Raw genomic sequence first — 21,698 nt, forward strand, 5'->3', positions numbered from 1 at the left:
ACGGGCGCCCGTGACTAAAGTCAGGGTAAGCCGAGCCGTCGGCACAAACGAAAAGTCCCGCCGAAGCGGGACTTTCGCTATCACGGAACGCGTGGCTTACAGCAATGGAATCAGCAGCAGTGCCACGATGTTGATGATCTTGATCAGCGGGTTCACCGCCGGGCCCGCGGTGTCCTTGTACGGATCGCCGACGGTGTCACCGGTGACCGCGGCCTTGTGCGCCTCGGAACCCTTGCCGCCGTGATGGCCATCCTCGATGTACTTCTTCGCGTTGTCCCACGCGCCACCGCCGGTGGTCATCGAGATCGCCACGAACAGGCCGGTGACGATGGTGCCGATCAGCACGCCGCCGAGCGCCTGTGCGCCAGCCTCGGCACCACCCAACCACTTGAAGCCAAACACGACGACGACCGGCACCAGTACCGGTAGCAGCGACGGCACCAGCATTTCCTTGATCGCCGACTTGGTCAGCATGTCGACCGCACGCGAGTAATCCGGCTTGCCGGTGCCATCCATGATGCCGGGGATCTCGCGGAACTGGCGGCGTACTTCCACCACCACCGCACCAGCGGCGCGACCCACCGCCTCCATCGCCATCGCGCCGAACAGGTACGGGATCAGGCCACCGATCAACAGACCGATAATTACGTAGTGGTTCGACAGGTCGAAGCTGATGGTCGGCACGTTGAAGTGCTGGCTGAGGTTGTGCGTGTAGTCGGCAAACAGCACCAGCGCGGCGAGGCCGGCCGAACCGATCGCATAACCCTTGGTCACCGCCTTGGTGGTGTTGCCGACCGCATCGAGCGGATCGGTTACGCCACGCACTTCCGGCGGCAGGTCGGCCATCTCGGCGATGCCACCGGCGTTGTCGGTGATCGGGCCGTAGGCATCCAGTGCCACGATCATGCCGGTCATGCTGAGCATCGCCGTGGCGGCGATCGCAATGCCATACAGGCCGCACAAGGCGTACGCGCTCCAGATCGCCGCACACACGGCGAGCACCGGCAGCGCGGTGGATTTCATCGATACGCCAAGCCCGGCGATGATGTTGGTGCCGTGGCCGGTGGTCGATGCCTGGGCGATGTGCTGCACCGGTCCGTATTCGGTCGCGGTGTAATACTCGGTGATCACCACCATCGCGCCGGTCAGCACCAGGCCGATCAGCGTGCAGCCGTATAGATGGCTGAAGCTGAAACTGGAATCGGCCATCAGCGCCGAAGTGATCGGCCAGAACGCAACCGCGGCGAGAATGGCCGATACGGCGACGCCGGCGTAAAGCGCGTTCATGATCTTCGGGCCACGCACCTTGACGAAGAACGTGCCGATGATCGAGGCAATGATCGAGGCGCCGCCGAGCAGCAGCGGATACAGCACGCCGTTGGCACCCACCTGTTCAGCCATCACGCCGCCAAGCAGCATGGTGGCGATCAGCGTCACCGCATACGTCTCGAACAGGTCGGCGGCCATGCCGGCACAGTCGCCGACGTTGTCGCCGACATTGTCGGCGATGACGGCAGGGTTGCGCGGGTCGTCTTCGGGAATGCCGGCCTCGACCTTGCCGACCAGGTCGGCGCCGACGTCCGCGCCCTTCGTGAAGATGCCGCCGCCCAGCCGGGCGAAGATCGAGATCAACGAGGAGCCGAAGGCCAGCCCGATCAGCGCATGCAAGGCGTGCATGGTCTCATAGCCCAGATACCGCAGTATCAGGTAATAGCCGGTGACCCCGAGCAGGGCCAGCCCGACCACCAGCATGCCGGTGATCGCACCGCCGCGGAACGCCACTTTGAGTGCCGCTGCCAACCCGTTGCGCGCCGCCTCGGCGGTACGCACATTCGCCTGCACCGACACGTTCATGCCGATATAACCGGTGGCCCCTGAGAGCAGCGCGCCGATGGCAAAGCCAATTGCAGTGGCCCAGTCCAGTGCCAGGCCAACAATCAGAAACAAAACAACGCCCACCGCGCCGATGGTGGTGTACTGACGATTGAGGTAAGCGCGCGCGCCTTCCTGGATCGCCGCGGCAATCTCCTGCATCCGTTGATTGCCCGGTGACTGCGCCATGATCCAGCGCACCGAAAATGCACCATAAAGAATCGCTACTACCGCACACGCCAGCACGATCCACACGCCATACTGCTGCAGCATCGGAGCCTCCCCATGAGTTGTCAGTAGCCGTCCGGAACGGGCGGTCTCATGGAGTATAGGCAGACCTTGTGACACAGGCTGTTGTGCGGCGCAGCGCATCGATGCGGCACCCTCCACAAAAGAAAAAGGCCATGCACGGATGCATGGCCTCGGGTCATTCGCGTCGATGCAGATTCAAAGCAACGCGTTCAATGCAGCGCCATGTCCAGGATGATGCCGGTGGCAATGCCGACCAGCAGGTAGTCGTTGTCTGCGCGCACCCAGTGATAGCCGCGCGGTGGGGGACGCAGGCGGTAATGGCCGTAGTCGCGTACCACATAAGTCGGGCCGTCATAACGGTGGCCGCGCTCCCAGTGACGATGCCGGTCATAGCGCGGCGCATCGTGGTAACCGTAACGGCGGTGGTCGTCGCGTCGATCGCCCTGCTGGCGATGGTCGTCGTGGCGCACATCATGGCGGGAATTCCCTTGGCCATGAGCTTGCCCGCGCTGGTCGTGATCGCGTTGATCCTGGGCCAGCGCCAGGCTGCCGGTGCTGAGCAGGGTGGCAGCCATGAGCAGGCGGCTGATGAGTTTCATCATGATCTCCTCCACGAAAGGTCGTGGCCACAACGGCGCAGCCATCGACTCGGGTTGAGGGAATCGTAAAAAAATGCGACTGAACGCAAGGTTGCTAGCTCACAACAGCTTCAGGCTGGACTCAGCGGGCCTCGCGGTATCGCAAAGACTTGCGAGTCAGCGCGGAAACGCTGGCAGCTTCTTGGTCACTGCGCTGTTCTTCAATTGCACATAGCGTGGCAGGCCGTTCTTGCCGTAGGGCAGCGGTGCCTCGCCACGGATCAGCGGTGCGAGATAACGGCGCGCGGCAGCGGTAATGCCGAAGCCGTCGCGGCTGATGAAGTTCTTCGGCATTTTCTTTTCGCGATTGGCGATCTTCGCCAGCGGCGCCGCCTCGACCTTCCAGCGATAAGGCGCGTCGCTACTGCGCACGATCACCGGCATCACCGCGTTCATGCCGGCCACCGCGTACTCGACTGCAGCCTTGCCGACGGCGAAGGCCTGCTCGGCGTCGACCTCCGATGCGGCATGCCGCGCGGAGCGCTGCAGGTAATCGGGCAGCGCCCAGTGATATTTGTAGCCAAGCTTCTCCTTCACCAAGGCGGCCAGCACTGGTGCCACACCACCAAGTTGCGCATGGCCGAACGCGTCGCGCGTACCGGCCTCGGCGAGGAACTGCCCGGCCGCATTGCGCACGCCTTCGGAGGCAACCACGGTGCACCAGCCGACGCGCTCGACGGTCGCCTTCACCTTGGCCAGGAACGCCGCTTCGTCGAACGTGTTCTCGGGGAACAGGATCAGGTGCGGTGCCGCGTCCGCGCCTTCGCCGGCCAGCCCGGCGGCGGCGGCGATCCAGCCGGCATGGCGGCCCATCACTTCGAGGATGAATACCTTGGTCGAGGTCTCGGCCATCGAGGCAACGTCGAGGCTCGCTTCCAGCGTGGAGATCGCGGTGTATTTCGCCACCGAGCCGAAGCCGGGGCAGCAGTCGGTGACAGCGAGGTCGTTGTCCACTGTCTTCGGCACGCCGATGCAGCGGATGTCGTAGCCCATCGCCTTGCCCAGCTGCGAGATCTTCAGCGCGGTATCGGCCGAGTCGTTGCCGCCGTTGTAGAGGAACCAGCGGATGTCGTGGGCGCGGAACACGTCGATCAGGCGCGCGTATTCAGCGCGGTTGTCCTCCAGCGATTTCAGCTTGTAGCGGCAGCTGCCGAAGGCGCCACCGGGGGTGTGGCGCAGCGCGGTGATGGCCGCGGCCGACTCCTTCGAGGTGTCGATCAACTCCTCGCGCAGCGCACCGAGGATGCCATTGCGCGCCGCGTACACCTTTACTCCCTTGGTGCGGGCAGCCTCGATCACGCCGGCGGCGGTGGCGTTGATCACCGCCGTGACGCCGCCGGACTGGGCGTACAGCAGGTTGCCGGTAACGGCTGGCTGGCGGCGGTTCGGGCTCATGGGCATCCTCAATCGGGCAGTGGCAAACGGATCGGCGATCAGCAGCAAAGCATTTCGCAACAATCACTTGGCCTAAGTTCGTCAATGCCGCCGTTTGACGGCATCGGGTGCAGCGGCTAATTTGGAGGTTAATTCTGGGAATCTGGCGGGCTGCCACAGTGTGCGGCAGCCCGCCAAACTTGTGGAGCATTATGCGACTCGTCCTACTTGGTGCGCCCGGCTCGGGCAAAGGTACGCAGGCAACCCGGCTGAAGGTGGAGCTGGGCGTGCCGCATATCTCGACCGGCGACATGCTGCGTGCCGCGGTCGCGGCGGGCACCGCGATGGGACTCAAGGCCAAGGCGGTGATGGATGCCGGCCAGCTGGTGTCCGATGACATCCTGCTCGGCATGCTGGAAGAGCGTCTGGCCCAGGACGATGCCAGGGCGGGTTTCATCCTCGACGGTTATCCGCGCAATCTGGCCCAGGCCGATGCGCTCGATCACCTGCTGATCAAGCTGAACCAGCCGCTGGATGCCGTGGTGAAGCTCGATGTGCCGAACGAAGCGATCATTGCCCGCTGCGAGATCCGCTTCAAGGCCGAAGGTCGTGCCGACGACAATCCGGATACCGTGCGCAAGCGTCTGGCGATCTACGCCGAGCAGACGGCACCAGTGGCGGAATTTTATGCCCGACGCGGCAAACTGCAGGTAGTCGATGGTGTCGGTGAACTGGCTGAGGTCACCGTGCGGGTCAAGCGCGCACTTCAGCAAGAATCAGCGGCAGCGAACAGCTGAGCACATCGCGCTCCGATCGGAGCGGGTTGCAAGGAATTTCTCCCAGCATGCGTATGCATATCCTCGGCATCTGCGGCACCTTCATGGGTGGTGTCGCTGCACTGGCGCGCGAACTGGGCCACACGGTCGAGGGTTCCGACGCCAACGTCTATCCGCCGATGAGCACCCAGCTCGAAGCGCTCGGCATCGAGCTGATGCGCGGCTATGCGGCCGAGCATCTGCAGCCAGCACCTGACTTGGTCGTGGTCGGCAATGCGATGACGCGCGGCAACCCCGCCGTCGAATACATGCTCGATACGCAGTTGCGCTACATCTCCGGCCCACAGTGGCTGGGCGAGACGCTGCTGGCCGGGCGTGAGGTGCTTGCGGTGGCTGGCACCCACGGCAAGACCACCACCACCAGCCTGCTGGCACACCTGCTCGAACAGGCCGGACTTGCACCGGGTTTCCTGGTCGGCGGCGTGCCGGCCAATTTCGGCGTGTCGGCGCGGCTGGGGCAGGGCAAGCCATTTGTCATTGAAGCGGACGAATACGACACCGCGTTCTTCGACAAGCGCTCGAAGTTCGTGCATTACCGGCCGCGCATCGCGATCCTCAACAATCTCGAATACGACCACGCGGACATCTTTCCGGATGTCGCGGCGATCCAGCGCCAGTTCCATCACCTGGTGCGCACCGTGCCGGGCAATGGCCGCTTGATCGTCAACGCTCACGACAAGCATCTGGCTGAAGTGCTGACAATGGGTTGCTGGACGCCGGTGGAAACCTTCGGTATCGGCTGCGGCGACTGGCAGGCGACCCTGGTCGAAGCGGATGGCTCGGCGTTCACCGTGCATCGCAGCGGCGAGTTGATCGGCGACGTGCACTGGTCGCTGCTCGGCAACCACAGCGTGATGAACGCGCTGGCTGCGCTGGCTGCTGCCACCGCGGCGGGCGCCGATCCGCGCGCGTTGCTGCCGGCATTCGCCACGTTCGAGAGCGTCAAGCGACGGATGGAGCTGGTCGGTGAAGTGAACGGTGTACGCGTCTACGACGACTTCGCCCACCACCCTACTGCGATCGCCACCACACTGGCCGGGCTGCGCGCCAAGGTTGGCGCCGCGCGCATCGTGGTGGCGCTGGAGCCACGCTCCAATTCGATGCGCCAGGGCGCGCATGCCGAGGCGCTGGCACCGTCGCTGGCCGATGCCGATGCCGTGGTATTCCTGCATCGTCCCGAGCTGCCTTGGGATGCACGTCATGTCACGGCGGCACTCGGCGGTCGCGGCAGCACCGTCCCCAACGTGGATGCGCTGCTCGAAGCACTGCGCGCCCAGGTAAAGTCCGGCGACCAGGTGATCTTCATGTCCAACGGCGGCTTCGAGGCAGCGCCGCGGCGGTTTGTCGAGCGCCTGCGGCACGATTGAGTCTGCGCTCGGCGTGATGGTTACCGCTGACCGGAGGCCGTGGCACTCGTTACACTTGCCGCATGGCTGCCCAATCGCCACTCATCGAGTTGCCCTTGTTCCCGCTGTCCTCCGTGCTGTTTCCCGGGGGCCAGTTGCAGCTGCGCATCTTCGAGCCACGCTATCTCGACCTGGTGCGCGAGTGCACGCGTCATGGCACCGGTTTCGGCGTGTGCCTGATCCTCGAGGGGCACGAGGCAGGTGCGCCGGCGGTGCCGGCGGCGATCGGCACGATGGCGCGGATCAGCGATTTCCATAGCGGCGAGGACGGCCTGCTTGGCATCACTGCCGAGGGTGGTTCGCGCTTCCGGGTCGCGCGTAGCCGGGTGCGCTCCGATGGCCTGGTGCGTGGCGATGCGGAAGTCTGGCCAGCCGAGCCGGAGTTGGCGGTGCCAGTGGAATTCGCCCTGCTGCAGAGCATCCTTGAACGATTGATCGAGACGATGGCGCCGCACTGGCGGCATGCTCCACGCAGTTCATATGACGACGCCAGTTGGCTGGGCTTTCGTCTCACCGAACTGCTGCCACTGGACAAGGCCGAGCAGCAGCACATGCTCGAGTTGACTGATCCGCTGCTGCGGCTGGCCGAGCTGCGTGACATCCTGCCGCGCTTCCAGAAGCCGTGAACGCGCAGCAGGTAAACTGACCAGCCGCACACCTGCACTTTCCGATGGAGTCGATACGCATGGGCACCCTGGCCGGCAAGACCTTGTTCATCACCGGCGCCTCGCGCGGCATCGGCCTGGCGATTGCACTGCGCGCTGCGCGCGATGGTGCCAACATCGTCATCGCAGCCAAGAGTGGTGTGCCGAATCCGAAGCTGCCCGGTACGATCCATACCGCTGCCAGCGCCGTCGAGGCAGCCGGCGGCAACGCGCTGGCGCTGCAGGTGGATATCCGCGAAGAGGATCAGGTACGTGCTGCGGCGGCGCAGGCGGCCGAGCGCTTTGGTGGCATCGACATCGTGGTCAACAATGCCAGCGCGATCTGGCTGGCCGGCACTGCCGATACGCCAATGAAGCGTTACGACCTGATGCACCAGGTCAATACCCGCGGCACCTTCCTGGTCACCCAGAGCTGTCTGCCGTACCTGAAACAGGCGGCCAACCCACATGTATTGATGCTTTCGCCGCCGCCGAACCTCGACCCGAAATGGTTCGCGCCGCACACGGCTTACACCATCGCCAAGTACGGTATGAGCCTGTGCGTGCTCGGCATGAGTGCGGAGTTCGCGCCGCTCGACATCGCGGTCAACGCGTTGTGGCCGCGCACGGTGATAGCCACGGCGGCGATCGGCATGATCGATGGCGTCAAGCCCGAGCATTGCCGCAAGCCGGAAATCGTCGCCGACGCTACGCACGCCATCCTGACCCGTCCGTCGCGCAGTTATACCGGCCAATTTTTCATTGATGAAGAAATCTTGCGAATGTCAGGCGTAAATAATTTCGACTGCTATGCAGTATCTCCCGGTATGCCGTTATTGCCGGATTTATTCCTCGACTGAGGCCAATGTGACAGCAGACCGTACTGGTTTCTCGGTGTCTTGGAAGCGTTTCTAAGCCATTCGGGCTATTCCTTAAAAGGTCATTCCGCTGCATTAATTCGGGCGTATAGTCCCCCACCAAGTTGCGCTATTGGAAATAGCGTCGGCGCACCTCACGTGCGCCATGCCATGCCATGGATGGATCTGAAAGCGTCCATGCTGACAACCCATCAACTTAGGGTTGGGACGGGAGGAGATGATGGACGAGACTGCGAGGGGCGGCCGTTGCGTAGTCTGGTTTGGTCGACCCATAACTTCTGAGCAACATACCCTGGCCAACTCTGGTTGGTCAGTCCGGATAGCCAATATCAGCATGTGCGAAGGCGTTGGCGTCCGCGCGGGAGAAACCGTGGTGGCGATGGCCGATTTGCGCCATGGCGATGACCATGTGCTGCAGGCCATGGAGCATCAGATCGCTCAATATCCGCAGCTGCCGTGGATTGCGCTGGTTTCGTCAGAGACGCCGACACAAGAGCCCCTGATAAAACGTGTTTTGCTCAACTGCGTCGACTTGTTCACAGCGCCGATCGATATGCAGCGGCTGCTGCAGACACTAGCGCGCTTCAGCGACGACAGGTCGCCATGCCTCGCGATACCCGAGCCGGATATGCTCGGCATGATCGGGCAGAGTCGGGCGGTCCAGGCGATGCGCGCAAGCATTCGCAAATTCGCACCAGTGGATCTGCCCGTGCTGATCACGGGCGAAACGGGTACGGGAAAGGAAGTTGCCGCGAGCGCGTTGCATGGGTTGTCGGCACGCGCGGCGTGCCCGTTCGTGCCGATCAATTGCGGCGCATTGCCGTCTAACCTGGTCCAGTCGGAGCTGTTCGGTCACGAACGAGGCGCGTTTACCGGCGCCAATGCGCGGCGGATCGGTCACATTGAAAGCGCCTCCGGCGGTACGGTGTTCCTGGACGAGATCGGTGACTTGCCACTGGAAGCGCAAACCAGCCTGCTGCGTTTCCTGCAGGAGGGCAGCATCGAGCGGGTTGGCAGCAGCCACTCGATCCATGCTGACGTACGTGTCCTGGCAGCCACCCATGTCGATCTGGAGATGGCGGTAGCTGCAGGCCGTTTCCGCGAGGATCTCTATTATCGGCTCAATGTGCTGCGCCTTCGCATGCCTGCATTGCGCGAGCGCGCGGATGACGTCGAGCTGCTTGCGCAACATTTTCTTGATGCCTTCCGCGAGCAGCACAGTAGCTGCGCCCGACTGTTCAGTAGTGCCGCCAAGCAGGCCATGCGCACATTTGAGTGGCCTGGCAACGTACGCGAGTTGCTCAATCGCGTGCAGCGCGCCGCGGTGGTGGCCGAGGGCGCACTGATCAACGTGGCTGACCTGGACCTGCAGGATGTATCGCTGTCGTGCCCACCACGTTCCAGCCTGGGGCTGACCCGGGTGACAGCGGAGCGCGATGCCGTCGAGACCTGCCTGCGTGAGAGTCGTTACAACATCAGCGAATGCGCACGGCGGCTGAAGGTGTCGCGGGTCACTATCTATCGGTTGTGCAAGAAGCATCAGCTGGCACTCGAAGAAATGCGCTGAAGCGGTGTTGGCCGCCGTGCCGATCAGAACATGTAGGGAATCTTGAAGTTCAGTGTGTAATTCGGTGCGTCTGGCGTCATGCCGAAGCCCAGCATCGTTACCAGGGTCGTGTGCGGCGTGAGTGCATAGGTCACACCCATGTTGAAGGTGGCGGCATTGGCTTCACTGCCGACTACCCCGGTCCACGGTTGGGTGGCGGTGCGTATCGAAGCCCTCTCACTGATCTTGTCGCTGAAGGACAGGCTCAGGCTGGCGCGCTCGTTGAAGGCGAATGCCACGCCGGCACCGAAGTAGTAGGAATCGCCCAGTTCCACGCTGCCAGGCGTCGCGACCTGCGGGTCGGTGTTGATATCGGAGAAGCTGCGCGAGAACGAATGGATGTAACCCAGGTTGGCGAAAACAATTGCCGGGTCGATGGTCTTTACTGCGGTGACACCAAGGTTCACTTGCCATAGACCGTTACCCGTCGGCTGCCTGACGGGGACGGAAAACTTGCCATCGGTCGAGTCGTCGTTGCCATCGCTGCTGCCTGGCGTTTCCCACTTGATGCCATAGGGTGCAAGCCCGGTGGGTGCAACGACACCCAGAGTCAGCACGGTGTCGGGCCGCGTCGTACCCTCGGTGAACAACTTGTAGTTCGCGCTGAAGTTGATGTCGCCGATGCCGTGGCCGCTGGTGGTCTCTTCCTGCGTGGCCGAAGCCGAACCACCGGCGCCGCCCTGGAAATAGGACGTCTGACGGCCAAGATAGGGTACGTCGAGGCTAAGCGTCAGGCGCGGACTGACACCGTAACGGGTGGTGAAGTCGTAGGTCAGTGTGCTGGACTTGACGTCTTGCAGTGCGATGTTGCCGAGGAAGATGGCATTCAGCGCGAGGAAGCCGTTGAGTGTGAGCTGATTGCGGTCGTACCAGGAATAGGTCAGGCCGTTTTCGATCGTCAGCTTGCGGGTGAAAACGGAGGCATTCTGCTGCAGCGCATCCTGCATGCTGCGCGACGATGGACTCTGCTGGGCCTGACTGGCTGAAGCCTGACTGCCCGCACTGCCGTTCTCGGCGGCCGCAGAACCTGAGGGTTCTGCATTGGCCTCTGCAGGTTGGGCAGCAAGACTGGCTGGCGCTGCCTGCGCGGGGATGGGGGCGCCGCTGGCCTTGCCAGCGAGTCTGGCCTGCAATGCCTGCACCTGCATGTCCAGCTCACGCAGGCGACGGACTTCCTGCGCATAACTCGCCTTGAGTGTCTGCAATTCGCGGGTCACGTTCTGTACGTCAGCCTGATCCTGGCTGCTGGTGGCCGGTTGATCTGCGGACTGAGCAGCGGCATAGACCGGTAGACCAGCCGAAAGGCTGCATGCCACCGCAGTGGCCAGAAGTTTTCTTTGCATGATCGTTTCCCCTGTTACTTAGGATGCAATGGGCGGTTGCGATCCTCAGTGGTTGCCGATGCCACGGTTAAGGTTGATGGCCTGCGCGACGTTCTGTGCGAGGTTTTGTGCGAGCTGTGTATTTGAGGTCAGCGCCTGGCGGACGAGATCGACATCCAGGAAATTGCTGACGACTTGGTTGTCAGCGGTCAGCTGAATGCTCTGGCCGAGGCTGCCGTTCTGGATCCACTGACGTACGCTGCCTTCGCCAGCGACGTTCAGAAGCACCTGGGCAACGCCATTGTTGTAACTGGCTGTGGCGCTGGCGCCGTTGTCGGTGGTTGTCTGACTGCTGTTGTTGCTACCCGCGCCGGACGCTGGCGCGTTGCCGTAGCTCGTGCTGAGGTTGGCCAGGTTGCTGGCCACGTTGCCATCGCCGGCAATCTGCACGCTTTGCACCACGCCGCCGACATTCGCCAGGCCGAGGCCGCTCACATTGCGGGTGGGCCCGTAGGCGAGCGTGTTTGCAGCCGTTGTACTCGCAGCAGGCATCGGTGCATCGGCCGCAGTGATGCTTACGCTCGGGATGAAACTGATCTTCAACTGGTTGCCGGTGAAATTCATGCTGAGCGTAAGCGTGCTTTGCAGTACCTGGCCAGTACTGCTTTGCCAGGTCGAGATCATGCTCACTCCAAACCAGGCCACGGCGTTGTTGCCCAACGTGTAGCGACCGCGCATGGTGCCGAGTTCCTGGTCAGAAACTTCCTGCACGCGATGATCGTGCTGGCTGCCCATGTCAGTGGCCAGGGCTGGCGCGCCGTAATGGATCAGCGCCATGCCAATAGCTGTCAGAAGATAGGTTTTGCCTTTCATGGCTATCACTCTCAGAAAAGATCGGCATTGGTAAAACCGAAATCGAGCAGCTCGGCATTGGTGATGGGTCCTTGCCGGGCGAACAGCGCACGTGCGCTGGGTTTGGTCACGGGTTGCAGCAGCACGGTGTTGCGATCGAAATCGCTTCCGATCACGACGAACACGACGTGTGATGGCCAACTCTTGATGAAGTCGGCGAGCGGCAAGCTGCGGTTGCCTAGAATGGGATCCGCCAGTTCGACGGTGTCGTTGTGCACCAGCTTCAGCACGACGAAATGCGTGAAGCCGTTGACGTTCATCAGCACCAGACCGGGTATGCGCAAGGTGCGCAGACGGGCCTCGTCGACCCGGTAGCCGCGGCCACGCATGCCGAGCAGCTCAACGTAGTGCTTGATATCGAGCAGCGAGAAACCGCGTTGCCTGACGATCGCGGGATCGGATACGCCCATCATGCCCTGGATCACCGTGGTCTCATCCACGTCCAGGCGATAGCCGAAACGCAGGATGGTGGCCAACGCTGCTGCGCCGCAGCTGTAGTCAGTGTGTTGGCGCACCATGTTGCGGTAGCGCGCGGCTTGCATGCTCTCGACATGGGTGGTGTAAGGCGCTCCGTTGGGTAACACGTTATCGAAGCGAACCTCGCCCGCGCGAGCGCCATGGGTGCAGGCAAGGCTCAGCAGAACGGTGGTCAGCACGATGCGTCGCATGACGGGAGATCCTGATTTGGGGGAAGTCCCCCGGCCCGCAGGGGTTCGGGCCGGGGGGTTCCGTTGGAGCCCCCGGCTACAGGGTGCCGGGGGTACCGCCCTCGTTACACCGCCGGGTGGCGGTTTTGTCAGTGGACTTACTTGGTGGCGGCTGCCACCGCCAACGTATTGGCCTGCATGTTGCCGGTGCCGGCGGCCACGTTTACACCGATGTTGCCGGTGGCGTTTTCAAACGCGTTGCCCGACAGGCTGGCGTTGTTCGACGTGGATGTGTCGCAGTACGGCCCGTTGAGTGTGGCGTTGCCCTGCGACTGTTGGTTCGTCGATGCCGTGGCGGTGGAGTAGACGTTGTCGTCGGTGGTGGACGCTGCCAGTCCGTTCAGCTGTTGGTTGTCGTCGCCTGATGCAACGTTGACACCGATATTGCCGGAGGCGCCATCAAACGCATTGCCGCTGACACTGGCGTCATTGCCGGTGCCGAAGTTGGCGGTTTTGTTGAAAGCGACCGCTTGGTCGGCGAACGCTTCGGCATCTGCCATTTCGCCGGCAGACGAGCTGCCGCCACTCTGGCCGCCGCACCCACCCTGGCCCTGGCAATTAGCGGTGGTGCCTGAACCCGAGCCGGATCCCGAAACCGATGTCGCAAGTGCGGCGGCATTGGCCTGGGAGTTGTCGTCGCCAGCCGCGACGTTGGCACCAACATTGCCGCTGCTGCCCTTGCCGACATTGCCGCTGATGCTGCTGTTATTGCTGGTGCCTGCAGCATTGATCACCCAGTTGCCTAGAGTCGACTGCGAGCTGTTCTGGAGCGCGATGGCTGCCGAGTTGATCGACATGGCACCGCTGACGGTCGGATCGCCGCTGATCTTCACGTCCGACGACAGTGAGATGTGTTTCTTGATCGTCACGCTGTTGCCGCCGTTTGAGTTGCCGTCATCGTGTGCATACGCCACCGAGGCGCCGAACAGAGCGGTAACTGCCAAAGCCATCAAGGTCCGTTTCATATTCGTGTTCATGATGTGTCCTCGTCTGTGTCAACAATCGTCTGTGTTCAACGCGAAGGAGGCGTTGCCGACAGCAACAGTGCGTTGCTGGTGGCATTGCCCGACCCCGCGATCTGGTTGAGTTGCAGCATTCCCTGGAATCCGAGCATGGCGGACGCCTCGACAGTCACGCTGCGCGTGCCGCCTGTTTGCGCCGTCTGTGTGCGCGGGTTCCCGGGGGACTGCCCCCCTGCCGACGCAGAGACGACTGACAGATAGCCGTCTGTCGTCTCGCGTATGCCCTGTGGTGCCTGCGTTGCTGCGACGGCGTTGAGTTCGGCATTGCCGTTGCCGCTGGCCTGATTGATGGATGCGATGCCCTGCCCATTCGCGTATGCCTGGCCGCCGATGATGGCGCTGGCATTCAGAGGGGCGTTGGCGCTGTTGTCACGTTGAAGCTGCTGGGCCTGGATCGCGGTCTGCGCGATCTGGCCGCTGGCGAGCACGCGCAGGTTGGCTTGCAGATTGAGATCGCCGGCCGCCATGTTCGTGGCGCTGACGCCATTGACGCCCTGGAGGGCCTGGCCGCTGATATTGCTGTTGTCGAGATAAGTCAGCATGGCCGTATAGCTGTCCGTATTGCCGGCATGCACCATGGCGCTGGCCAACAGCATCAGCGCAACAGCAACGATCAGAATGCAGGTTCTTGTCATGGCGCTGCCTCAGTGCCCGCTGCCTGCAGCTGCCATTGGCAGCTGAGGCAGTGCGCCAGTCACCTGTCCAGTGATACCGCTCGTGACGTTGCCGATGGCGCCCATCGAGCCACCCGCCACGTTGCCGCCGGTGAGCGGGCCACCAACATGGCTGCCCACACTGCTGGCAACGGCATTGTTGACCGCGTTCCCTACGGCCGTGGCGTTGCCAGATTGCGGGGTGGCGCCAAGACCGGCGACATCGGCGTCGGACAGTTCGCTGTTGCCGATACCGAGCGCGCTGTCGATCTCCTGGTTCGGCATCGGGCTGATGAGCAGTGCCATCCCGGGTGACACCGGCTGTCGATAGGCTATCCGCGTCGCCACATTGCGGGTCAACACGATTTCACCGGGATTGGCCTTCACCGCGATGCGGGCGCCGTCAGCGATCGCCGCGGCAGGTGCGAACACGATGGCGATCGCTACGGCGATTACCGCGCAATTGAGTTGATTGCCGGCGAGGCAATGGTGCTGGCTGTCCATGAACTTCTCCCCCTATCCGCCCTGAATCTTTGCGAATGAGGTGAGAGCAAACGCCGTGCCAGATGGCGCAAACGCTTATGGCACAAAGGTTGGCAAGGAAATGCTCGAACTGAGGTGTGAGCCTGCCTGTAGCACGATGTTACAAGTCGGCACCCATCACGAACCCTTGACATGGGCGGCAAGTATTGCGGCTGCGCCGTTTCGCCGGGGGTGTAACACGATTGATACAACGCGTGAGGTGATGGGCAGCTTCGTCTATGGCGACCATGACTGTGCTGCGCGATTTCGCTGGGCTAGGATGCGCAACACTCTCGTCCCACTTTTGACGGTACCGCCCACACGGTGATGCCCGGAGTACCCTTATGCATTCGCAGGACTCGTCCCCGCAGGCCCTGATCGATCTCGGCAAGCGCTATTGGCTGCCGGTGTACAAACCGCGCGAGGTGGTGCTCGACCACGGCAAGGGCGCGCGGGTATGGGATACCGAAGGGCGTGACTACGTGGATTTCGGTGCGGGCATCGCGGTGAACGCACTCGGTCATCAGGATCCGGATCTGCTCGCGGCACTCACCACGCAGGCGCACAAGCTCTGGCACAGCAGCAACGTGTTCTATACCGAGCCGCCGTTGCGGCTGGCCGAGGAACTGGTGCATGCATCGCATTTCGCCGAGCGGGTATTCCTGTGCAACTCCGGCGCCGAGGCGAACGAGGCGGCGATCAAGCTGGTGCGCCGTTGGGCGGCCTCGAAAGGTCGCGCGCCGGAACAACGCACGATCATCACGTTCAGGGGTTCGTTCCACGGCCGCACGCTGGCCACGGTGACCGCCACCGCGCAGCCGAAATATCAGCAAGGCTACGAGCCGTTGCCGGCCGGCTTCCGCTATCTCGACTTCAACGATGTGGCGGCACTGGAGCAGGCGTTTGCCGCGGGCGACATCGCCGCCGTGATGCTGGAGCCGGTGCAGGGCGAGGGTGGTGTGCTGCCCGCTGCGCCGGGCTTCCTCAAACGTGTCCGCGAGCTGTGCGATCAACACGACGCACTGCTGGTGCTGGACGAGATCCAGTGTGGCATGGGCCGTACCGGCACGTTGTTCGCGCATACGCACGACGCCGTCACGCCGGACATCGTAACGCTGGCCAAGGCACTCGGTTGCGGCTTCCCGATCGGCGCAATGCTGGCTGGATCGAAGGTGGCTGAGGTGATGCAGTACGGCTCGCATGGCACCACCTTCGGCGGCAACCCGATGGCTGCCGCTGTCGCCCGCGTCGCGCTGGCCAAGCTTGCATCACCCGCCGTGCTGGGGAACGTGGAGCATCAGGCAAATGAACTGCGCGCAGGACTGACACATATCAACCATCAGCTGAACCTGTTCGCTGAGGTGCGCGGGCGCGGCCTGATGATTGGTGCAGTGCTGGCCGACGCGTACAAGGGCAAGGCCGGTGCAGTGCTCGATCATGCCGCCGCGCATGGCCTGCTATTGCTGCAGGCCGGCCCGGATGTGCTGCGTTTCGTGCCGCCGCTGACTATCACCGATGACGAACTGGCCGAAGGGCTTGCACGCCTGTACACAGCATTGAACGATTTCGTCGCAGCCTGAAGCTTGCTGCGCCGATCAGGAGTGATCCCGATGAAATATCTGCACACCATGGTGCGCGTGCACGATCTCGATGCCTCGTTGCGTTTTTACTGCGATGGCCTGGGTCTGCATGAAGTGCGCCGCAAGGAAGTTCCCGAAGGCAAGTACACGCTGGTGTTTCTTGCTGCGGCGGAAAGTCCCGAGGCGGAAATCGAGCTGACGTACAACTGGGGTGCGCAGGACGACTACGGCTCAGCGCGCAACTTCGGCCATCTGGCGTTTCGCGTCGACGACATCTACGCCACCTGCACACGGCTGCAGGCGATGGGATGCATCATCCATCGCCCGCCGCGCGACGGTCACATGGCCTTTGTGCGCTCACCTGATCTGATTTCGATCGAGTTGCTGCAGGACGGGCATCTGCCGCCACAGGAGCCGTGGGCGTCGATGCCCAACACCGGTCAGTGGTGATCATCCCTTCGCCTCGCGGAGTGCGCCGCGGGCGGCTTCCAGCGTATCGGCAATGTCCTGCTCGCTGTGCGCGCTGGACATGAAGCCGGCTTCGAAGGCGGACGGCGCGAGATACACGCCACGCTTCAGCATGCCGTGGAAGAAGCGGTTGAACAGTGCGGTGTCTGCAGCGGTCGCCTGCGCATAGCTCTCCACTTGTCCCGCGCAGAAGAACAATCCGAACATGCCGCCGACACGATTGGTGCTGAAGGCGACGCCTTCGCCATCGGCCACCGACTGGAAGCCGTCAGCGAGCACACGCGTGCGTGCGGCGAGCTGGTCATGGAAGCCGGGCGCCTGGATCAGTTCCAGCATGGCCAAGCCCGCGGCCATCGCTACCGGATTGCCGCTCAGCGTGCCGGCCTGATAGATCGGGCCGCTCGGTGCGATCTGTTCCATCAGGTCGCGATGGCCACCATACGCACCTACCGGCATGCCACCGCCGATGATCTTGCCGAACGTGGTGAGGTCGGGCGTCACGCCGTAATACGCCTGTGCGCCGCCGAGCGCGACGCGGAAGCCGGTCATCACTTCGTCGAAGATCAGCAGGGCGCCGTGCTGTGTGCACAGTTCGCGCAGGCCTTGCAGATAACCGTCCTTCGGCAGGATGCAGTTCATGTTGCCGGCGACTGGCTCGATGATCAGGCCCGCAATCTCATGGCCTTGCCCGGCGAACAGCGCCTTCGCCGCATCGAGATCGTTGTAGGGCAGGGTGAGCGTGAGATCGGCATTCGCCTTCGGCACGCCCGGCGAAGTGGGTACGCCGAACGTGAGCGCGCCGGAGCCAGCCTTGACCAGGAAGCTGTCGCCGTGGCCGTGATAGCAGCCCTCGAACTTCACGATCTTCGCGCGACCGGTGGCGCCACGCGCCAGCCGGATCGCCGACATGGTGGCCTCGGTGCCGGAGTTGACCATGCGCACCATCTCGATCGACGGAATCAACCGGGTGATCGTTTCGGCCATCGTCACCTCGGCCGCGCAGGGTGTGCCGAACGACAGCCCGTTCTTCACCGCGCGCTCGACCGCTTCGCGCACCGCCGGATGGTTGTGGCCGACGATCATCGGTCCCCATGAGCCGACATAGTCGATATAGCGCGTACCTTCCACATCCCATAGATAGGCGCCATCGGCGCGTGCAGTGAAGAATGGTTCGCCGCCGACCGACTTGAACGCGCGCACCGGCGAGTTCACGCCGCCGGGCATCAGCTTCTGCGCGCGCTGGAAGAGTTCGTGGTTGCTCATCGTCAGGTTCTCAATCTTGGGGATAAAGGTGGGCGAAGCGCCGAGCCGCGGCACGCACGTCGGTAGCGCCAAATACGGCGGAAATCACGGCGAGATAATCCGCGCCCGCTTCCACCAGGGAAGCGGCATTGTCCGGCGTGATGCCGCCAATCGCCACCCGCGGCACGCCCAGCGCGGCGCTTTGCCTCAGCAGGTCGAGTGGGGCATGTGGCGCCAGCGGCTTGGTGGGCGAGGCGAAAAACGCGCCGAAAGCGATGTAGCTCGCCCCTGAGCGTGCTGCTATCTGTGCACGCGTCAACGAGTCGTAACATGACACGCCGATGATCGCGTCTTCGCCCAGCACGGCACGTGCGGCAGCGATATCGTCGTCGTCTCTGCCCAGGTGCACGCCGTCTGCCGCCACGACCTGCGCTAGGGCAACATCGTCGTTGATGATCAGCAGTACCGCATGGGTCGTACACAATTGCCTGAGTGCAACGGCTTCCGCGTGGCGTCGTGCCTCATCAGCGCTCTTGTCGCGGTACTGCAGGAGCCGTGCACCACCCGCCAGCGCCTGCGCGACGACATCCAGCAGGTCGGGGCGTGGCCCATCGGTAATCGCATACAGGCCATGGCCTGCCAGTTGTAGGGAGTGTTTCAAGTACGGATCTCGTGTGTGTGGATGGGGCTGATCGTGTCGGCATGCTTTCGCATTGTCGGACGAGTTGAGAGAATGCGTCATTCAACCGAAAGCAAAGAAGCCCGACCATGAGCCAGAGTTCCACCGAAACCACAGCCTTGCGCAAATGGATGTGCGTCGTCTGCGGCTATATCTATGACGAAGCAGTGGGCGTGCCCGATGAAGGCATCGCTGCCGGCACGCGCTGGGAAGATGTGCCCGATACCTGGACCTGTCCGGATTGCGGCACCACCAAGGACGATTTCGAGATGATCGAAATCGACTGAACGCCTCATCCTGCCAGCAAACGGCCCGAACCCGTCATCGGATTGACCGGGCCGTCTGCTCTCATGCTCCTGCGCGCGATCCCTAGTGCGCCACAACGTGGAGCATCCCATGCGGCAATTCATTCCGTTCGAAGACGATTGGGACGCACTGGAGAGACTGCGTCCCGAGGATCTGATTCCCTATCGCGTCGGCCTGCTGGATCGGTCGGCAACCATCGCTCAACGCGCTGTCCCAGCATCCCCTTCGATCTTCAGCTCATCGTTCGCCCCTGCACCGATGCGCTGCACCGTGCCAGCCGAGAGCTCCAGTACGTAACGCGCAGCTGCACTGCTTGGGTAGGTCGGGCAGGGATCTGCCTTGCATGGCGGCACATCCAGCTGCATTGAGACCAGTCGGCGATCCGCGTCGAAATACAGGATGTCGAGCGGGATCAGCGTGTTCTTCATCCAAAACGCCCGGGCAGCCGTATCGGGGAACACAAACAGCATGCCGCGATCGGCGGCGAGCGTGCTGCGCATCATCAGGCCATGCACGCGGCTGGCATCATCTGTAGCGAATTCGACTGAAAAGCGCTGCCCATGCAACTTCACGGCAGGCGCTACATGACTTGCGGGCACCTCGTTGGTGCAGCTGGCCAGCAAGAACAACAGGGCTGCGAGGATCAGTCTCATCGTGGGCGCTCATCAATAGCTGGGTGGATGTCGTGCGAAGTGTAGTGTTGCCGCTGCACGCAGCCTTCGTGACAGAAAAACACACGAGCCTCTTCCCAGATCTGCGCTGCGGAGCTATGATTCGTCCCCCTTCGACGAAACGCCCTTTCGCGAAGGTCTCCGCAACAACCGCGACGAAAAAATTCTTCATCACGGGTGTTGACGGTCGTTAAAAGCGATGTAGAATGGGCGGCTCACCTAGGACGAAACGTCTTGGGGCGCACACCGGAAACGGAGTGCAAGCGAATTGATCTTTGACAGTGTGCGCAGGTGAATTGTGTGGACGTCTTGCGATGGAGGGTTACGACCTGTCCAAGTAATGCAAGCGTCCAATGAAAGAAAAGTCAGTAATGAGTTTGATTTTGTTGGGACATACGCTTCGGAAAGATAGATGACTGAGTCTGCAAGGACGAGGTTGTCGAAAACTTAAGTGAAGAGTTTGATCCTGGCTCAGATTGAACGCTGGCGGCATGCCTAACACATGCAAGTCGAACGGCAGCACAGCAGTAGCAATACTGTGGGTGGCGAGTGGCGGACGGGTGAGTAATGCATCGGGACCTACCTGAACGTGGGGGATAACGTAGGGAAACTTACGCTAATACCGCATACGTCCTACGGGAGAAAGCGGGGGACCTTCGGGCCTCGCGCGGTCAGACGGACCGATGTTCGATTAGCTAGTTGGTAAGGTAACGGCTTACCAAGGCGACGATCGATAGCTGGTCTGAGAGGATGATCAGCCACACTGGAACTGAGACACGGTCCAGACTCCTACGGGAGGCAGCAGTGGGGAATATTGGACAATGGGCGCAAGCCTGATCCAGCAATGCCGCGTGTGTGAAGAAGGCCTTCGGGTTGTAAAGCACTTTTATCAGGAGCGAAATACTACCGGTTAATAACCGGTGGGGCTGACGGTACCTGAGGAATAAGCACCGGCTAACTTCGTGCCAGCAGCCGCGGTAATACGAAGGGTGCAAGCGTTAATCGGAATTACTGGGCGTAAAGGGTGCGTAGGCGGTTTGTTAAGTCTGTCGTGAAATCCCCGGGCTCAACCTGGGAATGGCGATGGATACTGGCAAGCTAGAGTGTGTCAGAGGATGGTGGAATTTCCGGTGTAGCGGTGAAATGCGTAGAGATCGGAAGGAACATCAGTGGCGAAGGCGGCCATCTGGGACAACACTGACGCTGAAGCACGAAAGCGTGGGGAGCAAACAGGATTAGATACCCTGGTAGTCCACGCCCTAAACGATGCGAACTGGATGTTGGTCTCAACTCGGAGATCAGTGTCGAAGCTAACGCGTTAAGTTCGCCGCCTGGGGAGTACGGTCGCAAGACTGAAACTCAAAGGAATTGACGGGGGCCCGCACAAGCGGTGGAGTATGTGGTTTAATTCGATGCAACGCGAAGAACCTTACCTGGCCTTGACATGTCTGGAATCCTGCAGAGATGCGGGAGTGCCTTCGGGAATCAGAACACAGGTGCTGCATGGCTGTCGTCAGCTCGTGTCGTGAGATGTTGGGTTAAGTCCCGCAACGAGCGCAACCCTTGTCCTTAGTTGCCAGCGAGTAATGTCGGGAACTCTAAGGAGACTGCCGGTGACAAACCGGAGGAAGGTGGGGATGACGTCAAGTCCTCATGGCCCTTACGGCCAGGGCTACACACGTACTACAATGGTCGGTACAGAGGGTTGCAATACCGCGAGGTGGAGCCAATCCCAGAAAGCCGATCCCAGTCCGGATCGAAGTCTGCAACTCGACTTCGTGAAGTCGGAATCGCTAGTAATCGCGGATCAGCTATGCCGCGGTGAATACGTTCCCGGGCCTTGTACACACCGCCCGTCACACCATGGGAGTGAGTTGCTCCAGAAGCCGTTAGTCTAACCGCAAGGAGGACGACGACCACGGAGTGGTTCATGACTGGGGTGAAGTCGTAACAAGGTAGCCGTATCGGAAGGTGCGGCTGGATCACCTCCTTTCGAGATAGACGGCGTGACTCTTCACGCAAGACGTCCACACAAGACACCTGTATTTCACGCAAAGTCCCTTTTGCGAAGAGCAAAACCGACCATCCATGGCCGGACTCTTCAACAA

The 21,698-nt window shown here is 62.0% G+C and carries 20 protein-coding genes and 1 rRNA gene; 9 read left to right on the forward strand and 12 right to left on the reverse strand.

The features are described from left to right. Nucleotides 1-96 precede the first annotated feature (96 nt). The 3 genes from GSQ75_RS11515 to GSQ75_RS11525 form a co-directional block, all read right to left on the reverse strand. A complete protein-coding gene (locus GSQ75_RS11515; protein WP_158755014.1) occupies nt 97-2,145 on the reverse strand; it encodes a sodium-translocating pyrophosphatase in 2,049 nt (682 codons plus the stop codon). A 188-nt stretch (nt 2,146-2,333) separates the two neighbouring features. Beyond that, nucleotides 2,334-2,723, reverse strand: a complete 390-nt coding sequence (locus GSQ75_RS11520; RefSeq protein ID WP_158755015.1) for an RcnB family protein — start codon at nt 2,721-2,723, stop codon at nt 2,334-2,336. Between the two features lie 156 nt (nt 2,724-2,879). Beyond that, the gene (locus GSQ75_RS11525; protein ID WP_158755016.1) at nt 2,880-4,157 is read right to left on the reverse strand and encodes a 6-phosphofructokinase; all 1,278 of its coding nucleotides are present in this window, start codon (nt 4,155-4,157) and stop codon (nt 2,880-2,882) included. Nucleotides 4,158-4,348: 191 nt separating this feature from the next. On the opposite strand from GSQ75_RS11525, the gene GSQ75_RS11530 reads away from it, so the two are divergent. From GSQ75_RS11530 to GSQ75_RS11550, 5 genes are all read left to right on the forward strand, one after another. Next, nucleotides 4,349-4,933: an adenylate kinase gene (locus GSQ75_RS11530; protein WP_158755017.1), complete on the forward strand. Its 585-nt coding sequence runs from the start codon at nt 4,349-4,351 to the stop codon at nt 4,931-4,933. 47 nt (nt 4,934-4,980) lie between these two features. Continuing rightward, complete coding sequence (gene mpl, locus GSQ75_RS11535) at nt 4,981-6,339, forward strand: UDP-N-acetylmuramate:L-alanyl-gamma-D-glutamyl-meso-diaminopimelate ligase (RefSeq protein WP_158755018.1); 1,359 nt, start codon at nt 4,981-4,983, stop codon at nt 6,337-6,339. Nucleotides 6,340-6,401: 62 nt separating this feature from the next. Then, a complete protein-coding gene (locus GSQ75_RS11540) occupies nt 6,402-7,004 on the forward strand; it encodes an LON peptidase substrate-binding domain-containing protein (RefSeq protein ID WP_158755019.1) in 603 nt (200 codons plus the stop codon). 59 nt (nt 7,005-7,063) lie between these two features. Further along, nucleotides 7,064-7,882 carry an NAD(P)-dependent oxidoreductase gene (locus GSQ75_RS11545; RefSeq protein ID WP_158755020.1) on the forward strand — a complete coding sequence of 273 codons (819 nt, stop codon included), beginning with the start codon at nt 7,064-7,066 and terminating at the stop codon, nt 7,880-7,882. Between the two features lie 238 nt (nt 7,883-8,120). Continuing rightward, nucleotides 8,121-9,467, forward strand: coding sequence for a sigma-54 dependent transcriptional regulator (locus GSQ75_RS11550; RefSeq protein ID WP_158755021.1), 1,347 nt, complete (start codon nt 8,121-8,123; stop codon nt 9,465-9,467). A 23-nt stretch (nt 9,468-9,490) separates the two neighbouring features. Here GSQ75_RS11550 and GSQ75_RS11555 read toward each other — a convergent pair whose 3' ends face one another. The 6 genes from GSQ75_RS11555 to GSQ75_RS11580 form a co-directional block, all read right to left on the reverse strand. Further along, nucleotides 9,491-10,849 (reverse strand): transporter, encoded by a 1,359-nt coding sequence (locus GSQ75_RS11555; protein ID WP_254058547.1) that lies wholly within the window; start codon nt 10,847-10,849, stop codon nt 9,491-9,493. A 45-nt stretch (nt 10,850-10,894) separates the two neighbouring features. Beyond that, nucleotides 10,895-11,701 carry a hypothetical protein gene (locus GSQ75_RS11560; protein WP_254058548.1) on the reverse strand — a complete coding sequence of 269 codons (807 nt, stop codon included), beginning with the start codon at nt 11,699-11,701 and terminating at the stop codon, nt 10,895-10,897. A gap of 11 nt (nt 11,702-11,712) precedes the next feature. Then, a complete protein-coding gene (locus tag GSQ75_RS11565) occupies nt 11,713-12,408 on the reverse strand; it encodes a C39 family peptidase (protein ID WP_158755022.1) in 696 nt (231 codons plus the stop codon). A 137-nt stretch (nt 12,409-12,545) separates the two neighbouring features. Then, on the reverse strand, nt 12,546-13,424 hold the full coding sequence (locus tag GSQ75_RS11570; RefSeq protein WP_158755023.1) for a hypothetical protein: 879 nt from the start codon (nt 13,422-13,424) through the stop codon (nt 12,546-12,548). Nucleotides 13,425-13,459: 35 nt separating this feature from the next. Beyond that, nucleotides 13,460-14,104, reverse strand: a complete 645-nt coding sequence (locus GSQ75_RS11575) for a hypothetical protein (RefSeq protein ID WP_158755024.1) — start codon at nt 14,102-14,104, stop codon at nt 13,460-13,462. A gap of 9 nt (nt 14,105-14,113) precedes the next feature. Then, nucleotides 14,114-14,626 (reverse strand): hypothetical protein, encoded by a 513-nt coding sequence (locus GSQ75_RS11580; protein WP_254058549.1) that lies wholly within the window; start codon nt 14,624-14,626, stop codon nt 14,114-14,116. A gap of 362 nt (nt 14,627-14,988) precedes the next feature. Here GSQ75_RS11580 and GSQ75_RS11585 point away from each other — a divergent pair, with 362 nt between their 5' ends. Both GSQ75_RS11585 and GSQ75_RS11590 read left to right on the forward strand, forming a co-directional pair. Next, nucleotides 14,989-16,224, forward strand: coding sequence for an acetylornithine/succinyldiaminopimelate transaminase (locus tag GSQ75_RS11585; protein ID WP_158755025.1), 1,236 nt, complete (start codon nt 14,989-14,991; stop codon nt 16,222-16,224). Nucleotides 16,225-16,254: 30 nt separating this feature from the next. Continuing rightward, nucleotides 16,255-16,674, forward strand: a complete 420-nt coding sequence (locus GSQ75_RS11590) for a VOC family protein (RefSeq protein ID WP_158755026.1) — start codon at nt 16,255-16,257, stop codon at nt 16,672-16,674. On the opposite strand, the gene hemL is transcribed toward GSQ75_RS11590, so the two are convergent. Continuing rightward, the gene (hemL, locus tag GSQ75_RS11595) at nt 16,675-17,955 is read right to left on the reverse strand and encodes a glutamate-1-semialdehyde 2,1-aminomutase (RefSeq protein ID WP_158755027.1); all 1,281 of its coding nucleotides are present in this window, start codon (nt 17,953-17,955) and stop codon (nt 16,675-16,677) included. A gap of 10 nt (nt 17,956-17,965) precedes the next feature. Then, nucleotides 17,966-18,562, reverse strand: coding sequence for a thiamine phosphate synthase (gene thiE / locus GSQ75_RS11600; RefSeq protein WP_256369803.1), 597 nt, complete (start codon nt 18,560-18,562; stop codon nt 17,966-17,968). 140 nt (nt 18,563-18,702) lie between these two features. Between thiE and GSQ75_RS11605 the strand changes: the two genes are divergently transcribed. Next, nucleotides 18,703-18,900, forward strand: coding sequence for a rubredoxin (locus GSQ75_RS11605; protein WP_158755029.1), 198 nt, complete (start codon nt 18,703-18,705; stop codon nt 18,898-18,900). A gap of 219 nt (nt 18,901-19,119) precedes the next feature. On the opposite strand, the gene GSQ75_RS11610 is transcribed toward GSQ75_RS11605, so the two are convergent. Further along, nucleotides 19,120-19,572, reverse strand: a complete 453-nt coding sequence (locus GSQ75_RS11610; RefSeq protein ID WP_254058550.1) for a DUF192 domain-containing protein — start codon at nt 19,570-19,572, stop codon at nt 19,120-19,122. Between the two features lie 466 nt (nt 19,573-20,038). On the opposite strand from GSQ75_RS11610, the gene GSQ75_RS11615 reads away from it, so the two are divergent. Continuing rightward, a 16S ribosomal RNA gene (locus GSQ75_RS11615) occupies nt 20,039-21,583 on the forward strand. Nucleotides 21,584-21,698: the final 115 nt, after the last annotated feature.

Source organism: Dyella sp. S184 (genome assembly GCF_009766065.1).
GTDB lineage: Bacteria > Pseudomonadota > Gammaproteobacteria > Xanthomonadales > Rhodanobacteraceae > Rhodanobacter.

What these genes read in the sequence shown, in the direction of transcription:
- GSQ75_RS11610 (WP_254058550.1), bottom strand. Translation starts at nt 19,572, where the DNA reads ATGAGACTGATCCTCGCAGCCCTGTTGTTCTTGCTGGCCAGCTGCACC.
- GSQ75_RS11605 (WP_158755029.1), top strand. Translation starts at nt 18,703, where the DNA reads ATGAGCCAGAGTTCCACCGAAACCACAGCCTTGCGCAAATGGATGTGC.
- GSQ75_RS11550 (WP_158755021.1), top strand. Translation starts at nt 8,121, where the DNA reads ATGGACGAGACTGCGAGGGGCGGCCGTTGCGTAGTCTGGTTTGGTCGA.
- GSQ75_RS11520 (WP_158755015.1), bottom strand. Translation starts at nt 2,723, where the DNA reads ATGAAACTCATCAGCCGCCTGCTCATGGCTGCCACCCTGCTCAGCACC.
- mpl (WP_158755018.1), top strand. Translation starts at nt 4,981, where the DNA reads ATGCGTATGCATATCCTCGGCATCTGCGGCACCTTCATGGGTGGTGTC.
- GSQ75_RS11565 (WP_158755022.1), bottom strand. Translation starts at nt 12,408, where the DNA reads ATGCGACGCATCGTGCTGACCACCGTTCTGCTGAGCCTTGCCTGCACC.
- GSQ75_RS11515 (WP_158755014.1), bottom strand. Translation starts at nt 2,145, where the DNA reads ATGCTGCAGCAGTATGGCGTGTGGATCGTGCTGGCGTGTGCGGTAGTA.
- GSQ75_RS11580 (WP_254058549.1), bottom strand. Translation starts at nt 14,626, where the DNA reads ATGGACAGCCAGCACCATTGCCTCGCCGGCAATCAACTCAATTGCGCG.
- hemL (WP_158755027.1), bottom strand. Translation starts at nt 17,955, where the DNA reads ATGAGCAACCACGAACTCTTCCAGCGCGCGCAGAAGCTGATGCCCGGC.
- GSQ75_RS11530 (WP_158755017.1), top strand. Translation starts at nt 4,349, where the DNA reads ATGCGACTCGTCCTACTTGGTGCGCCCGGCTCGGGCAAAGGTACGCAG.
- GSQ75_RS11540 (WP_158755019.1), top strand. Translation starts at nt 6,402, where the DNA reads ATGGCTGCCCAATCGCCACTCATCGAGTTGCCCTTGTTCCCGCTGTCC.
- GSQ75_RS11525 (WP_158755016.1), bottom strand. Translation starts at nt 4,157, where the DNA reads ATGAGCCCGAACCGCCGCCAGCCAGCCGTTACCGGCAACCTGCTGTAC.
- GSQ75_RS11560 (WP_254058548.1), bottom strand. Translation starts at nt 11,701, where the DNA reads ATGAAAGGCAAAACCTATCTTCTGACAGCTATTGGCATGGCGCTGATC.
- GSQ75_RS11585 (WP_158755025.1), top strand. Translation starts at nt 14,989, where the DNA reads ATGCATTCGCAGGACTCGTCCCCGCAGGCCCTGATCGATCTCGGCAAG.
- GSQ75_RS11590 (WP_158755026.1), top strand. Translation starts at nt 16,255, where the DNA reads ATGAAATATCTGCACACCATGGTGCGCGTGCACGATCTCGATGCCTCG.
- GSQ75_RS11545 (WP_158755020.1), top strand. Translation starts at nt 7,064, where the DNA reads ATGGGCACCCTGGCCGGCAAGACCTTGTTCATCACCGGCGCCTCGCGC.
- GSQ75_RS11570 (WP_158755023.1), bottom strand. Translation starts at nt 13,424, where the DNA reads ATGAACACGAATATGAAACGGACCTTGATGGCTTTGGCAGTTACCGCT.
- GSQ75_RS11575 (WP_158755024.1), bottom strand. Translation starts at nt 14,104, where the DNA reads ATGACAAGAACCTGCATTCTGATCGTTGCTGTTGCGCTGATGCTGTTG.
- GSQ75_RS11555 (WP_254058547.1), bottom strand. Translation starts at nt 10,849, where the DNA reads ATGCAAAGAAAACTTCTGGCCACTGCGGTGGCATGCAGCCTTTCGGCT.